This is a genomic window from Burkholderia multivorans ATCC BAA-247, assembly GCF_000959525.1.
GTDB classification, from domain to species: Bacteria; Pseudomonadota; Gammaproteobacteria; order Burkholderiales; family Burkholderiaceae; genus Burkholderia; species Burkholderia multivorans.
This window is the reverse complement of record NZ_CP009832.1, coordinates 1,540,054-1,554,380: the sequence shown is the minus strand read 5'-3', so window position 1 is coordinate 1,554,380 and position 14,327 is coordinate 1,540,054. Positions and strand designations below refer to the sequence as shown.

Genomic DNA, 14,327 nt, shown 5'->3' with positions numbered 1-14,327 from the left:
CGGCAAAGGTGCGCATTCTCGCATCCGGATGCGGGCGGCGCGAGGCAGGCGCGACCGCGGCCCCGCGTCGCGAGCGGCGGCGGCCCGCCGCCGTACACGCGCGTCAGCGCCGCCCGGCCGCCCAGTCGAGCGCGGCATCGAACAGCGCGACGCCGGCCGGCGACAGGTTCGCAAACGTGTCGTTGTCGAGGAACAGCATGACGCGGCGCGCAGGCGCGAGCGCTTCGTAGTCCATCGTCGCGCCCTTCTCGTACGCGAAAATCGCGGCCTTGTCGGGCTGCCCGTAGACGGTCGCGATCGTGATCGCGCCGAGCCCCGGCTTGCCCCAGCTCATCGGCGCCTGCCGGCCGTAGACGTCCGTCACGCCCGCCGGCAGCCCCGCCGCGATCGGATGCGGCGCGTTGACGATCCATAGATAGCGCTCGTTGCCGGTCTCGCCGAAGTCCGTATCGTGCCGCTTGCCCGTCATCGCGAGATCGTCGAGCACGTCGTTCTCCCAGGTGACGAGCGGCTTGTCGAACGTGCGCCAGCCCGGCTGCACGTGCTTCGACGACACGGTCGACGAGATCACGACGAGGTCGGCATCGCGCGCGGCATCGGGCGTGGCCGACTCGTCGAGCATGCGTACCGCGTAGCCGCGCGTTTCCAGATGACGCGCGATGCGCTCGTCGGTCTTCAGGTTCGGGCCGCGCAACTGCACGAGCAGCGCGACGCGCGCGACGGCCGGCGGCGCGTCGGCCGCATGCGCGACGTTCATCGCGCCCGCCTGCAGCGCAAGCAGCGCGGCCGCGAGCACGCGCAGCGCGCGACGCCGCGCATGCTCGACAAGACGGCGCGGTGCGCGCAGGTTCGTATTCGGTTTCATCGGGATCGACTCCGGCGTGGCGCGCGACGGTGCGCGCGCCGGTTGCATGATCAGAATTGCAGCGTGGTCAGCAGCGACACCTGCCGCGCGTCGCCGATCGCGACGAAGTAGCGGTTCGCGCTCGACGGGTAGTACGTGCGGTTGAACAGGTTCTTCACGTTCAGCTGGAACGACAGCTTCTGCTTGCCGAGCCGCGTGTCGTAGGTCGCGAACGCGTCGGCGAGCACGTACGACGGCAGCGTGAAACTGTTCGCCGAATCGCCGGGCCGTGCGCCGACATAGCGTGCGGCCGCGCCGATGCGCAGGTCGTCGCCGCCCGCGAGCGTGCCCACGTCGTACACGGCCGCGAGCGACGCGGTGTGACGGGCGACGTTCCACAGCCGGTTGCCCGCGTACAGCGGATCCTCGATCGTCTTCGCGTCGATGTACGCGTAGCTCGCGATCACGTTCACGCGTTCGCCGATGCGGCCCGACACGTCGAGCTCGACGCCGCGCGAGCGCGCCTTGCCCGACGTGCGCCAGTCCGTCAGCTTCGTCGCGTCGTTGAACTGCGAGACGAGCACGTTCTTCTTGTCGATGTCGAACAGCGCGAGCGTGCCGCTCAGCCCGCCCGGCAGATCGAGCTTGCCGCCGACTTCCCACGCGGTCGCGCGCTCGGGCGGCGTCGCGCCGTCGATCACGTAGCCGGACGCGAGCGGCGCGATCGACGACGACGGTTTCAGCGACTGCGAATAGCTCGCATAGAGCGAGAACGTGTCGGTCCACTTGTAGACGATGCCGGCGCGCGGCAACCAGCGCGACCCGCTCAGATCGGTGTTCGCATGAAACGGCCGGCCGCGGCCGGCGATCTGGTTGTACGTGATATAGCGCACGCCGCCCGAGACGATCCACTTGTCGGTCAGATGGATCGCGTCCTGCATGAACGCCGATGCGGCATGCAGCGTGTCGGTCTGGTCGCTGTCGCTCGCGGACACCGTGCTCGACGGCGGCAACAGCCCGTACACGGGATCGACGTAGCTGAACGGCGTCTTCACCGCCTGCCGCAGCATGTCCTTGCGATAGATGCGGCGGTACTCGGTGTCGAAGCCGACCTGCACGTCGTGCCGCATCCCCGCGAGCGTCAGCTTGCCGTTCACGTAGCCGATCCCGTAGCTGTCGGTGCTCAGCGAGCCGTGCGTCGCGTCGTTGCTGCGCGACAGCGTGCCTGTCACCGGATCGACGCCAGTCGTGCGCAGCTGGTTCGCGTCATAGGTCTCGCGGTTGTAGCTGTAGCCGAGATGCGCGCTCCAGTCCCCGTTGAACTGGTGATCGACGCTCAGCTGGGCGAGGTGCGATTCGCCGTCCATGTTGTTGAACGGTTCGTCGATGCGCCGCCGCGCGGGAATGTCGAGCGGCGCGTTGGTGCGCGGATCGAGCGCCGTGCCGCGATCGAACGGCGAGTGGAACTTGCGGTACTCGTACGACACCACGACCTGCGTGTCGCGGCCGTACCACGCGAGCGACGGCGCGACGAAGGTCTGCCGGTATTCGCCGAAATTGCGCCAGTACTGCTCGTTCGACTGGTCGACGATCAACCGGTACGCGAGCCGCGAATCGCCGATCGGCCCGGTCGAATCGAACGTCGCGCTGCCGCCGTTCTTGCCGTGCCCGAAGGTCGACGCGCCCAGCGAAATCGCGTTGTAGCGCGTGAGCTGCGGCTGCTTGCCGACGACGTTGACGACGCCGCCCGGGTCCATCAGCCCGTACAGCAGCGAGGTCGGCCCTTTCAGCACCTCGACGCTGTCGACGGCGGCGTTGAACGAGCGCCCCTGCACGATCGGCATGCCGTTGTGCATGACCGAGCCGTCGCGGTTGTCGCCGAAGCCGCGCTTCATGATCGTGTCCTGCGTGCCCGCGAGCGTGTTGCCCTGCGTGATGCCGCTGACGTTGCCGAGCGCGTCGTCGAGGTTGCGCGGACGCTGGTCGCGCAGCACCTGCGCAGGCACGACGTTGACGGCCTGCGCGGTATCGAGCACCGGGATGTCGGAGCGCAGCACGCCCGCCTCCTTCGGCGGCCGGTAGCTTTGCGCGCGCAGCGCGCTGCTGCGCACCGCGATCGTCGGCAGTTCGGCCGCCGTATCGGCCGACGGCGCCGGCACGGCGGCACCGCTCATGCCGTTCGCGCCGTTCGCGCGCATCAACGTATAGCCGCCGCCCGGCTGACGCAGCGCGACGAGGCCGGTGCCCGCGAGGACGCGCGCGAGCGCATCGTCGACGTCGAAGCGGCCGTGCACGCCGCCGCTCGTCAGGCCGGCGGTCAGCTCGGGCGGGAACGCGATCAGCAGGCCGGCGTCGCGGCCGAACCGGTTCAGCGTCGCTTCGAGCGGCCCGGCCGGCACGTCGAATGCACGGCGCGACGTGCGCGGCGCGGCGGCGGCCGCGTCGGTGTCGGCATCGGCGAGCGCGGGCAACGGCAGCAGCGCGGACAGCAGGACGGCGCCGGCAAGCCGGTGCGCGACGCGGTTAGGCACGGCGGGCACGATCGTGCGCCGCGTGTGGCGGGCGGACGCCGGACGGCGCCGCGGCATGAGACGGATGGAAACCATGATCGAGAAGTCGGTAAACGATGGGCCGGTGCGGCTTTCATTTCCCATGTCACGCGACGACCGCGAAATGGCTCACGTCGGCCCGAAATTTTTCGCGCGGTCACGAACGGGCCGGCACGACGGTCGCCCAGTAGCGCGTCACGTAGCGGACGTCGATCGGCAGCGTCGCCTTCAGCGTGTCGAGCACGCGCGCCGGATCGTCGAGCGGATAGCTGCCCGACACGCGCAGGTCCGCGACGGCCGCATCACAGCGCAGCGTGCCGCGCCGGTAGCGGTCGAGCTCCGCGACGAGATCGGCGAGCCGCATCCGCGAGGCGACCAGCATCCCGTCGGTCCACGCGGCGGCATACGGCGCGAGCGGCGCCGGCGCGTCGACCGCGTCGCGCGTGAAGCGCGTGCCGCTGCCGGCCGCAATCGTGCGCGCGTCGGCCGCCGCGTGCGTCGGCTGCACGCGCACCGCGCCCGCGAACACGTCGACGCGCGTCGCGCCGTCGCGAGCGCGCACCGAGAAGCGTGTGCCGAGCGGCCGTACATCGCCATCGGCCGTCGCGACGACGAGCGCACGCGCGGGCACGCGATCGTCGTGGCCGCTCGTCACCATGATCGCGCCGCGCAGCAGCTGCAGCCGGCGCGCGCTCGCATCGAAGCGCACGTCGAGCGCGGTGTCGGTGTCGAGCACGACGACCGTGCGATCGGCGAGCGTCACCGTGCGGCGTTCGCCGACCGCCGTGCGCAGGTCGGCGGTGACGATCGCCCAGCGTCGCGCGGGATCGCCGAACGCGGCGAGTCCGCCCGCGAACAGCAGTGCTGCGAGCGCCTTGACGGCCGCACGGCGACGACGCGACCGCGGCGGCGACAGCGCGGCGCGCGCCGCCTGCGCGTCGACGCCGGCCGCGAGCCGGCCCAGACGCTGCTGCATCGCTTCGAGATGACGCCACGCGGCGTCGTGTGCCGGATCTTCGGCGCGCCAGCGTGCGAGCGCGGCCGCGCTCGCACGCGTGTCGCCGCCCGCATGCAGGTCGACCCACCACTCGACGGCACGACGCGCGACGTCCGGCGCGATCGCCGGCCGGCCGGACGCGGCCATCGTCATGCCGCCATCGCGAAGAAGCACTGCGCGCCGGCCTTGACCAGATAGCGCTTCACCGTCGCGAGCGACACGCCGAGTTCGCGCGCGATCTCCGCCTGCGTGAGCCCGTCGAGCTGGGCGAGCAGGAACGCGCGCTTCGCGGCGGCCGGCAGACCGTCGAGGAGACGATCGATCTCGAGCAGCGTGTCGAGCACGACCGCCCGCTCTTCCGGCGACGGCGCATACACGTCCGCGCGCTGCGCGAGCGCGTCGAGATACGCGCGTTCGAGCTGCTCGCGTCGCCAGTGGTTGTACAGCACGCGCTGCGCGACCGTCGTCAGGAACGCGCGCGGCGCCTCGGCGCCGATCGGCTCGTCGCGCGCGAGCAGACGCATGAACGTGTCGTGCGCGAGATCGGCCGCGCGGTGCGCGCAGCCGAGCTTGCGGCTCAGCCAGCCGCGCAGCCATGCATGATGGCCGGCATACAGCGCGTCGATTTCGCGATGGAGGGACAGCTTGTCAGCAGACATGGCCGGATTCCGGAGGCGGTCGGGAGCGTTTCTGTAAATGAGAATGATTATTATATACAAAACCGACTACCCGACCGCCGCGGGCGGCGCCATGCGTGCGCCGCCGGTGCTGCACGGGGAGACGCTTATCGAGATAGCAACCGGAATCGTGGTCGCACGTGCGACGTGACGATCCGCAACCTCGATTACGCATCGCTTTCGGAGAGCGACATGCGCGATGACGACACGCATCTGCAATCGACGCGCGCGCGATGCACGATCGCATCGTCGCGGCAGCCGCACACCACCGCACACCACAATGGTTGCGCGCGCAAATAACATAATCGCGCCCGTTAAAACCATTCGATTCATTAAAGAATCAATTGACGAATCCACGACAATCGCCCACACGCTGGGCGCGTAATGAAAATCGCCGAAAATTGTCACGCGGCGCGCAAATTTCGAATATTGATATAACGGATTCAGTGGCGATTGATACGCGATCGTCAATAATTCAGATCTCTCAATAGACCCTTGCGCAGCACGCATCTGTCTGCTTCAGGCCACAAAAGAGAATTTCATTTTTGTCGTTTACGCATGCATCGGTAGTCTCCTGCCATTCCGATTCGCCCATACCAATCCACTTGTAGGAGATGAAATGAAACGCACGGCCCTCTCGCTGATTTCGCTTGCGTCGCTCGCGGCCGCGCCGCTTGCGCACGCGCAGACGAGCGTCACGCTGTACGGCGTAATCGATACGTCGATTACGTACGTCAACCACGCGCAAGGCAAGGACAGCGCCTGGCTGCTCGGCAACAGCAGCGCCGGCAACCTCGCGGGCAGCCGCTGGGGGATCAAGGGCGCCGAGGATCTCGGCGGCGGGCTGAAGGCGCTGTTCCAGTTGGAAAACGGCTTCGATCCGAGCAGCGGCCGCCTCGGCCAGGGCAACCGCATGTTCGGCCGCCAGGCGTTCGTCGGGCTGTCCAGCGATCGCTACGGCACGATCACGCTCGGCCGTCAGTACGACCCGCTGATCGATCTCGTCCAGGGCATCACCGCCGACAACTATTTCGGCAGCGTCTTCGCGACGCCGGGCGACGTCGACAACTACGACAACAGCTTCCGCGTCGACAACGCGGTCAAGTACACGTCGCCCGTGCTCGGCGGCCTGCAGTTCTCTGCGATGTACTCGTTCGGCGGCATCGCCGGCAGCACGGGTTCCGCGCAGTCGTACTCGGCGGCCGTGTCGTACAGCAACGGGCCGTTCAGCGTCGCCGGCGGCTACTTCCACGCGAACAACAGCCCCGCGTCGAACGGGCTGCGCGACGGCTGGACGAGCTCGTCGGACGGCACGTTCGACGGCCCGATCAACAGCGGCTACGCGAGCGCGCATTCGATCGGCATCGCGCGCGTCGCCGGTCAGTACGTCGCGGGGCCGTTCACGTTCGGCCTCGGCTACAGCAACGCGCAATACCGCCGCGATGGCAGCTCGGTGTTCGGCTCGAACGAGCACTACAACACCGGGCAGGGCTTCGTGAACTACCAGGCGACGAACGCGCTGCTGGTCGGCGTCGGCTACAGCTACACGCGCTCGGGCGGCGACACGTCGGCGACCTATCACCAGGTGTCGGCCGGCGCCGACTACACGCTGTCGAAGCGCACCGACGTGTATCTGACCGCCGCATACCAGCACGCGAGCGGCCGGACCGGCGACGGCAGCGGCGGCACGATGGCGGCGCAGGCCTCGATCGGCTCGTACGGCTATGCGGGCACCAGCTCGCAGACGATCGTCAACCTCGGTCTGCGTCACCGCTTCTGAGCGGCGCCGCGCCGCGCCCGCTGCGTCTGCGCGGCGGGCCGCGGCACCGGTCCGGCGATCGATCGACACGGCGGCTTCGGCCGCCGTCGTCGTTTGCGGCGCGCCAACCGCGGGCGGGGCCGGCGCGGGACGGCGCGGCGCGCCGGCCGGAAACGACCACGCGCGAAATGCAAAGGAAGGTTCGACGCGAGCCATGGGTGAGTGCGCTATGGCACACTTCGCGTCTGCGTGATTTCCTTGCATCGGGCGGTCGCTTGCCGCCCCAACCTGCCATGCCGTGTCAGACCGTCCGTTCGATCAGCCGCGCCACGCTGAAATTCGCCGCGACCGCCGCGATGTCGCTCGCGCTGCACGGGCTCGCGCATGCGGACTGCCTCGACGACGCGGCCGCGTTCCAGCACGTGAGCGTCAGCCTGCTGCGCGGCATCGCGCAGGTCGAATCGGGGATGAATCCGAACGCGGTCAACACCAACGCGAACGGCACGATCGACATCGGGCTGATGCAGATCAACAGCTCGTGGCTGCCGACGCTCGCGCGCGAAGGCATCACGCAGCAGAGCCTGTTCGATCCGTGCACGAACGCCTATGTCGGCGCATGGATCCTGTCGCAGAACATCCGCCAGCTCGGCCCCAACTGGAACGCGATCGGCGCGTACAACGCCGCGTCGCCCGACAAGCGCCTCGCGTATGCGCGCAAGGTCTTTGATGCGATCCGCACGATGCCGGATTCTCCGGATACTCCGATGCCCATCCTTCCGCCTTCGTTCACGCCGCCGCAACAGCCGTACAACCCGTTCGCGAGCCTGACCGCCCCGGCCGCCGCCCGGCCGCGCGCCGCCGCCGCCGCGCCCGCCGCGCCGCCGCCGTCGGCGGGCGGCCCCGCCGGACCGGCCGGCACGTACAACTTCGGCTGGACCGTCACGGGCGCCGACCAGGCGAAACCGACGCAGGTGTTCGACGACGGCGCGCGGATCTACGTGCAGTTCAGCGACATGAAGCACGTGCCCGCGATCTTCACCGAAACGTCGTCGGGTCGCGTGCTGATGTCGTGGGAGCTGCAGTTTCCGTATGCCGTTCTCACGCGTCCCGCGCAAACGTTGATCTTTCAGCTGGGGCCGTTCGAGGCGCGCGCGCAGCGCGGCGCGACGGGCGCGACTGCCGCCGCCGCGCAGGCGGGCACCGGCGGCACGCCGCGGCCGGCCGCCGCGACGGTCGCCGCCGGCCAGGCGCCTGCCCCGGCTTCGAAGCCGGCAGCCAACGCGACGCCCGCGAAGCGAGCCGCGTCGACCGACGCGCTGTGGTATCTGAATACCGGCTCCCCGTCGGGGCCAGCCGCCAATACGGCGGCGGCAGCGACGACGCCGAGCGCCGTGACCTCGAACGCAACGCCGGCGGCCGCGGCACCGCAGCAGCCGGCTGCGCCGAGCCCGCGCTCGCGCGCGAGCGCCGACGCGCTCTGGTACATCTCGCAATGATGCGCGTCGCCGGCCGCATCGCGACGCGGCGAGGCACGCGTCAGCCGCGCCGCACCGCCACGACCTTCCCGCCGCGAACCGCGAGGTCGCGCCGCTCGGGCCGATAATCCATCGTCCCCGGCAAGGACTTGCCGTCGCGTTCGATCACGCGCCACAGGCAGCCCTCGAGCAGCGCGGCCGCGTCGGCTTCGGTCTTGCCGATCAGCGCATCGTCGGGCGCCGCGTCGGCCTTGCAGGCGTGTGCGGCCGGCGTCTGCGTCTGCATCGTATCGGCTCCGTTCGCTGCGCATCCCGTGATCGTTGCGCACGCAACGGAGAATGCGATCGTCGTCATCGTTCGCTTCATCGATTTCTCCTGGTCCGATTGGGCTTGCTTGCCGCGCGCCGCTTGCCGCACGCCAAGCCGTCCGCATGTTACCGCACCGGCAATGCGGTCAACGCACGTCGTCGTCCGCCAGCGTGCCGAGCGGCACGAACATGTAGCCCTTGCCGCGCACGGTGCGGATATAGCGATAGCCGCCAACCGCGTTCTCGATCAGCCCGCGCAGCCGGAACACCAGCACGTCGAGCCCGCGCTCCGACTTCGCCGCCGCGCGCGGACCGAGCAGCGCGAGGATCTCGCCGCGCGACAGCACCGCTGCGCCGCCCGCATTCGGCTACCTGCATTACAGCGTATGCACGCGGCATTCCGTCTGCGCGCGCGTCTCGCGACCGAACGCGAGGATGCGCTGCGCCTCGTCGCGGATCGCGCGATGGCAGCCGCATGTCGCGTTGGCGAGCGCCGCCGGATCGGTCAGCACGATCGAGCCGCGATGCTGCCGAATCAGCCCGAGCTTCTGCAACGTCTGCGCGATATCGGTGATCGTTTCGCGTCGTACGCCGAGCATCTGCGCGAGCATCCCATGCGTGATCGGTATCTCGACGCTGCGCGAGCGGTCGTGCGCGATCAGCAGCCAGCGACCGAGCTGGTGCTGCATCGGATGGTGACGGCTGCAGAAGAGCGTCTGCGAGATCTGCGCGAGCACGACTTGCACGCGCATGAAGATCTGCCGCCGAATCAGCGGCGATGCATCGCATGCGTTGTTGAAGCGCCGCGCGTCGATCCGGTACGCGAAACCGCCGCGGTACACGACCACGCGGCGCGGCATCGCGCTGTCACCGCCCACGACATCGTCACAGACCACGCCCTCGCAACCGATCTCCGCGACGGCGAGCGTCGGTTTGCCGGCCATCGTGTATTGCACCGACACGGCGGTCGTCACCGGAAAATAGACGGCTGGCAGTGTCGAACCGGCGTCGCACAGAATCTCGCCCGTGTCGACGTGACAGAGCTGCAAATGAGGTACCAATGCCGAACGGTTTGCCCCGTCCAGCGCAGACAAGAAGTGGTTAACATCGAGCGCGTACGGCAGCTCGATGACGTTGTTTGTCTGATGTGTCACGGTGCACCTCGTACGAATGTGTTGCTACCCTCGGCCACCGAGCATGGATTCTTTCATCGCCTTGCGGTTCTTTCCGCTTTTTGTCGCGACGTTTGCAAAACGTTATCACGCGGGTCCGACGCCCGGAATGCCCCGCTTTCATCACCTGAAGTAATTTGACAGTTGTTCGTCGGGCAACGCGCGGACACGCCGGCGAGCGTCGTCCTATCCGTTTCGAAATTCGCGTCACGCGGTCGGCTGCACACGCAACGGGTCACATTCGGCGGTCAATGCCGTGACGAGAGGAAATGATCGAACGCGATCCGCGGGACTGTTTCGCGTCGGGCAGGAAAGCGCGTTGAGTGGGATAACGCGCATTTGTCATGCGTTTCAGAGCCGGGGACGCTACGTGCGCGCCGCCCTGCTACGCCCTCGATGTCGAAACGACCTGCGCGAGTCTTTACGATCCGGCACCACGATCATGAACGGACGATGAAACGCTCCGTTCATCCCGATTCAACTTCGATCGAGACAAAATCGGGAAACGACGCATCCACGTGATGGGGGGATTCGTCGGCATGGAAAGCACACTCGCTGTATGGTCGCTTACGCAACCATTTGCCACATGCATGCCTACGGGCGATTCACGCGAACGCCGCGCCGACCCTCAACGGCATTCGCCTCGCCCGCCTCGATCACGCCTCGGGCAGAATCACGACCTTGCCCTTCACCTGCCGGTTTGCGATCCGTGCGATCGCGTCGATCGCGTGCGCGAGCGGCACGCGCTCGGTAATCGCAGGCCGAATCTTGCCGGTCGCGAACCACTGCGCGAGCTGACGCATGTTCGCCGCATGCTGCGCCGGATCGCGCCGCACGGCGTCGCCCCAGAACACGCCGAGGATGTCGCGCTCCTTCAGCAGCGCGAGATTCAGTGCGATCTTCGGGATCTCGCCGGCCGCGAAGCCGACGACGAGAAAGCGGCCGCGCCACGCGGTCGCACGCAACGCCGCTTCCGTATAGGCGCCGCCCACCGGATCGTAGACGACGTCCGCGCCGCGCCCGCCGGTCAGTTCGTCGACGCGTCGGCGCAGATCTTCGGTCGCATAGTCGATCGTATCGTCGGCGCCCGCTGCGCGGCACAGCGCGAGCTTGTCGGCGCTCGACGCGGCCGCGATCACGCGCGCGCCGAGCGCCTTCGCGATCTCGATCGCCGCGAGCCCGACGCCGCCGGCCGCCCCGAGCACCAGCAGGGTTTCGCCCGCTTGCAGCCGCGCACGCTGCTGCAGTGCGTGCAGCGACGTGCCGTACGCGAGCACGAGCGCCGCGCCCTGTTCGAACGTCATCCCCGGCGGCAACGCGGCGATCTGACGCGCGTCGGCGAGGCACTGCTCGGCGAAACCACCGTGGCCGGTAAACGCGACGACCGCCTCGCCGGGTCGCCAGTCGGTCACGCCGTCGCCAACAGCATCGATCACGCCGGCAAACTCCGCGCCGGGCGAGAACGGCAGCGCCGGCTTCACCTGATACAAGCCCTGCACGATCAATGCGTCGGGAAAGTTCAGCGACGCGGCCTTCACGCGCACGCGCACCTGCCCGGCGCCCGGTTCCGGAATCGCGACGTCGTCGATACGCAACGTGTCGATCGGTCCGAACGCGGTACACAACACGGCTTTCATGGTGTGATTTCTCCTTGCGCGACGAGATCGCGCATCGAATCGAACGGCGCGCGCCGGACCGCGCGGGCGGCCCGGCGCGCGACAGCGCATCACGCGACCTTGCTGTCGCGCAGTTGATCCGCGATCGGCAAGCTGCGGATCCGCTTGCCGGTCGCCGCAAAGATCGCGTTGGTCAGTGCGGGCGCGACGGGCGGCAGGCCGGGCTCGCCGACGCCGCCGAGCGGGGTCGCATAGTCGTCCGGCGCGACGAGATGCACGCGGATCTCGCGCGGCGCCTCGTTCATCCGCAGCACCTGGAAGCCGTTGAAGTTGCTCTGCTCCGGCTGACCGTCCTTGAACGTGATCTCGCCGTGCAGCGCGAGTCCGAGCCCCATCACGACCGCGCCTTCGAGCTGCGAGCGCACGCGCTCCGGATTCACCTGCGGACCGCAGTCGATCGCGATGTCGACGCGCGGCACCGCGATCGCACCGTCGTCGCCGACCTGCACTTCGCACACGACTGCCGTGTACGACACGAAGCTGCGATGCGCGGCGATGCCGAGGCCATGCCCTTTCGGCAGCGTGCGCCCCCAGCGGGCCTCGCGCGCGACGGTCTCGACGACGCGTCGCAGCCGCCCGGTATCGACCGGATACAGCGCCGGATCTTCGCCGTAGTTGACGTTCTTCACCGCGATATGCGGCTCGAAGCGTCGCGCGGGGCCGATCAGGTCGAGCAGAAAGTCCTTCGGATCGCGGCCTGCGGCATGCGCGAGTTCCGCGACGAAGCTCTGGATCCCGAACGCATGCGGAATGTTGTAGACCGATCGGAACCAGCCGATCCGCGTATGCGCGGGCGCGGCCGGATTCTCGATGCGCACGTTCGGAATCGCGAACGGCAGATCGGCGATGCCCTGTGCAAGCTCGCTCGGCTGCTCGTGCACGACGCCGGCCTTGAACGTCGACTGGATCGACGGTGCGACCGTCCGGTGCTGCCACGCGACGACCTTGCCCGCCGCGTCGAGCGCGCCGTCGAACGCTTCGAGCGACACCGCGTGGAAATAGTCGTGTGCGATGTCGTCCTCGCGCGTGAACGTGAGCTTCACGGGCGCGCCGACCGCCTTCGACAGCAGCGCGGCCTCGACGACGTAGTCGGGCTTCGACTTGCGGCCGAAGCCGCCGCCGAGCAGCGTCACGTTGACCGTCACGCGCTCCGCCGGCAGCCCGAGCGCCTTCGCGACTTCGTCGCGCGTGGTCTGCGGCGCCTGCGTGCAGGTCCACACCTCGCAGCGGCCGTCGGCCACACGCGCGAGCGCGGCCGGCGGCTCCATCGTCGCGTGCGCGAGATGCGGCACGTAGTAGGTCGCGCGCACGCGCTTCGCGGCACCCGCGAGCGCCGCGGCCGTGTCGCCGTCGTTGCGGATCACGTCGCCCGGTTGCGCGGCGGCCGCTTCGAGCGTCTTCCGGTACGCGGCCGAATCGTAGCCGGCGTTCGGCCCGCGCTTCCAGTCGATCTTCAACTGCTTGCGCGCCTGGATCGCCGTCCACGTGTCGCGTGCGACGACGGCCACGCCGCCGAGCGGCTGGAAGCCGGCGGGCAGCGGCGTCGATGCGAGCGGCACGATCTTCACGACGCCCGGCAGCCTCTCCGCGGCGGCCGCATCGAACGACGCGACCGTGTCGCCGTAAGCGGGCGGCCGCGCGACGACCGCGTACAGCATCCCGTCGAGCCGCGTGTCGATCCCGTACTGCGCGCGGCCCGCGACGATGTCGCGACCGTCGATCAGCGCAGTCTCGCCCTTGCCGATATAGCGGAACTCGGTCGGCGCCTTCAGCACGAGCGCCGCCGAATCGGGCACGGGCAGCGCCGCCGCCTTCGCGGCCAGCTCGCCGTAGCCGAGCCGGCGTCCGCTCTTCGTGTCGACGACCTGATGCACGGTCGCCTTCACCTGCCGTACGTCGATGCCCCACGTCGCGGCCGCCGCCTGCTCGAGCATCGTGCGCGCGGCCGCGCCCGCGCGACGCAGCGCGGCGAAACTCTGGCGCAGGCTGCGCGAGCCGTCGGTGTTCTGGTTGCCGTAGCGCGCTTCGTCGCCGACTGCCTGCGCGACCTTGACGCGCGCCCAGTCGGCACCGAGCTCGTCGGCGACGACGAGCGCGACGCTGGTGCGCACGCCCTGCCCCATCTCCGAGCGGATGCAGGTGACGGTCACGGTGCCGTCCGGTGCGATCGCGACGAACAGATTGGGATCGTCGCGCAGCCCGTGCGGCATGCCGGCGCCGCCGTATTGCGGATTCGCGCTGACGGGCGGCTGTCCGGCGGCCGCCTGCGCGAGCGACGGTACGCCGAACGCGAGCAGCAGCCCGCCCGATGCGAAACCGAGCAGCAGCGCGCGGCGGCTTTCGTTGCAGACGGAGAGTGGCTGCGCGTTCATGCGGCACCTCCGCGGCTCGCCGCGAGCCGGATCGCCGCGCGAATGCGCGTGTAGGTGCCGCAGCGGCAGATGTTGCCGGACATCGCGTCGTCGATGTCGGCATCGGTCGGGTGCGGGTTCGTCTTCAGCAGCGACGCGGCCTGCATGATCTGCCCGGCCTGGCAGTAGCCGCATTGCGCGACGTTCAGTTCCTGCCAGGCCTGCTGCAGCGGATGCGTCGCGTCGGCCGACAGTCCTTCGATCGTCGTCACGTGCTTGCCGGCGGCCGCCGCGACCGGCGTGATGCACGAGCGGATCGCGACGCCGTCGAGATGCACCGTACAGGCGCCGCAGAGCGCCATGCCGCAGCCGAACTTCGTGCCCGTGTGACCGAGCACGTCGCGCAGATACCAGAGCAACGGCATGTCGGGATTGCCGTCGAAGTGCTGCTCGCTACCGTTGAGGGTCAGCGTGATCATTGTTCACCTCCTGGTTGGGGACGCTTACCTGCACGCAGA

At 69.0% G+C, this 14,327-nt stretch carries 13 protein-coding genes; 2 read left to right on the top strand and 11 right to left on the bottom strand.

What is annotated here, in order from left to right; translation table 11 throughout:
* Nucleotides 1-103: 103 nt before the first annotated feature.
* From NP80_RS19685 to NP80_RS31280, 5 genes are all read right to left on the bottom strand, one after another.
* A complete protein-coding gene (locus NP80_RS19685) occupies nt 104-865 on the bottom strand; it encodes a hypothetical protein (protein ID WP_045594344.1) in 762 nt (253 codons plus the stop codon).
* Between the two features lie 50 nt (nt 866-915).
* Nucleotides 916-3,498 carry a TonB-dependent siderophore receptor gene (locus NP80_RS19680; RefSeq protein ID WP_006410525.1) on the bottom strand — a complete coding sequence of 861 codons (2,583 nt, stop codon included), beginning with the start codon at nt 3,496-3,498 and terminating at the stop codon, nt 916-918.
* A gap of 52 nt (nt 3,499-3,550) precedes the next feature.
* Nucleotides 3,551-4,537 carry a FecR domain-containing protein gene (locus NP80_RS19675; protein WP_006405028.1) on the bottom strand — a complete coding sequence of 329 codons (987 nt, stop codon included), beginning with the start codon at nt 4,535-4,537 and terminating at the stop codon, nt 3,551-3,553.
* Nucleotides 4,538-4,539: 2 nt separating this feature from the next.
* Nucleotides 4,540-5,049, bottom strand: a complete 510-nt coding sequence (locus NP80_RS19670) for a sigma-70 family RNA polymerase sigma factor (RefSeq protein ID WP_006410524.1) — start codon at nt 5,047-5,049, stop codon at nt 4,540-4,542.
* A 66-nt stretch (nt 5,050-5,115) separates the two neighbouring features.
* Complete coding sequence (locus tag NP80_RS31280) at nt 5,116-5,577, bottom strand: hypothetical protein (protein ID WP_157160122.1); 462 nt, start codon at nt 5,575-5,577, stop codon at nt 5,116-5,118.
* A gap of 109 nt (nt 5,578-5,686) precedes the next feature.
* Between NP80_RS31280 and NP80_RS19665 the strand changes: the two genes are divergently transcribed.
* Both NP80_RS19665 and NP80_RS19660 read left to right on the top strand, forming a co-directional pair.
* Nucleotides 5,687-6,847 carry a porin gene (locus NP80_RS19665; RefSeq protein ID WP_006405030.1) on the top strand — a complete coding sequence of 387 codons (1,161 nt, stop codon included), beginning with the start codon at nt 5,687-5,689 and terminating at the stop codon, nt 6,845-6,847.
* Between the two features lie 272 nt (nt 6,848-7,119).
* Nucleotides 7,120-8,322 (top strand): lytic transglycosylase domain-containing protein, encoded by a 1,203-nt coding sequence (locus tag NP80_RS19660; protein WP_045594072.1) that lies wholly within the window; start codon nt 7,120-7,122, stop codon nt 8,320-8,322.
* Nucleotides 8,323-8,362: 40 nt separating this feature from the next.
* On the opposite strand, the gene NP80_RS19655 is transcribed toward NP80_RS19660, so the two are convergent.
* From NP80_RS19655 to NP80_RS19630, 6 genes are all read right to left on the bottom strand, one after another.
* Nucleotides 8,363-8,668 carry a hypothetical protein gene (locus NP80_RS19655; RefSeq protein ID WP_006405032.1) on the bottom strand — a complete coding sequence of 102 codons (306 nt, stop codon included), beginning with the start codon at nt 8,666-8,668 and terminating at the stop codon, nt 8,363-8,365.
* Between the two features lie 88 nt (nt 8,669-8,756).
* Complete coding sequence (locus tag NP80_RS19650; RefSeq protein ID WP_006405033.1) at nt 8,757-8,957, bottom strand: winged helix-turn-helix domain-containing protein; 201 nt, start codon at nt 8,955-8,957, stop codon at nt 8,757-8,759.
* A gap of 30 nt (nt 8,958-8,987) precedes the next feature.
* The gene (locus NP80_RS19645; RefSeq protein WP_035946525.1) at nt 8,988-9,764 is read right to left on the bottom strand and encodes a Crp/Fnr family transcriptional regulator; all 777 of its coding nucleotides are present in this window, start codon (nt 9,762-9,764) and stop codon (nt 8,988-8,990) included.
* Nucleotides 9,765-10,438: 674 nt separating this feature from the next.
* The gene (locus NP80_RS19640) at nt 10,439-11,419 is read right to left on the bottom strand and encodes an NADPH:quinone oxidoreductase family protein (RefSeq protein WP_006409793.1); all 981 of its coding nucleotides are present in this window, start codon (nt 11,417-11,419) and stop codon (nt 10,439-10,441) included.
* A gap of 89 nt (nt 11,420-11,508) precedes the next feature.
* Nucleotides 11,509-13,830, bottom strand: coding sequence for a xanthine dehydrogenase family protein molybdopterin-binding subunit (locus tag NP80_RS19635; protein WP_006409797.1), 2,322 nt, complete (start codon nt 13,828-13,830; stop codon nt 11,509-11,511).
* Nucleotides 13,827-14,288 (bottom strand): (2Fe-2S)-binding protein, encoded by a 462-nt coding sequence (locus NP80_RS19630; protein ID WP_006405039.1) that lies wholly within the window; start codon nt 14,286-14,288, stop codon nt 13,827-13,829. Before NP80_RS19630 ends, NP80_RS19635 begins: the two co-directional genes overlap by 4 nt.
* Between the last annotated feature and the right edge of the window lie 39 nt (nt 14,289-14,327).